This window comes from Gaoshiqia sediminis, from assembly GCF_025907915.1.
Taxonomy (GTDB): domain Bacteria; phylum Bacteroidota; class Bacteroidia; order Bacteroidales; family Prolixibacteraceae; genus Gaoshiqia; species Gaoshiqia sediminis.
Genome location: NZ_JAPAAF010000163.1, coordinates 1 through 311, shown reverse-complemented (window position 1 = coordinate 311; position 311 = coordinate 1). Strand labels below are relative to the sequence as shown.

Here is a 311-nt window from a genome sequence, read left to right as displayed (position 1 = left end):
CTTCCGGTAGGGAATGGCCGGTTGGGAGCGATGATTTATGGCGATCCGGTTAACGAAAAAATCCAGCTGAACGAAGAAACCTTCTGGTCGGGTGGACCGTCGCGCAACGATAATCCGAAAGCGCTGGAGGCTTTGCCCGAAATCCGGCAGCTCATTTTTGAAGGTAAATACCAGGAAGGCGAAAAAATGGTCAACCAACATATGATGACCGAACGTAATGGGTCGATGTACCAGGTGGTTGGAACCCTGGAGCTCAATTTCGACGGGCATCAGAATTATACCAATTACTACCGCGAGCTCGATCTGGAGCA

General features: G+C 50.5%; 1 protein-coding gene. It reads left to right on the top strand.

The features are described from left to right. Positions 1 to 311 (top strand): glycoside hydrolase N-terminal domain-containing protein (locus N2K84_RS20715; RefSeq protein ID WP_282593670.1); only part of this gene is annotated, 311 nt, incomplete at both ends.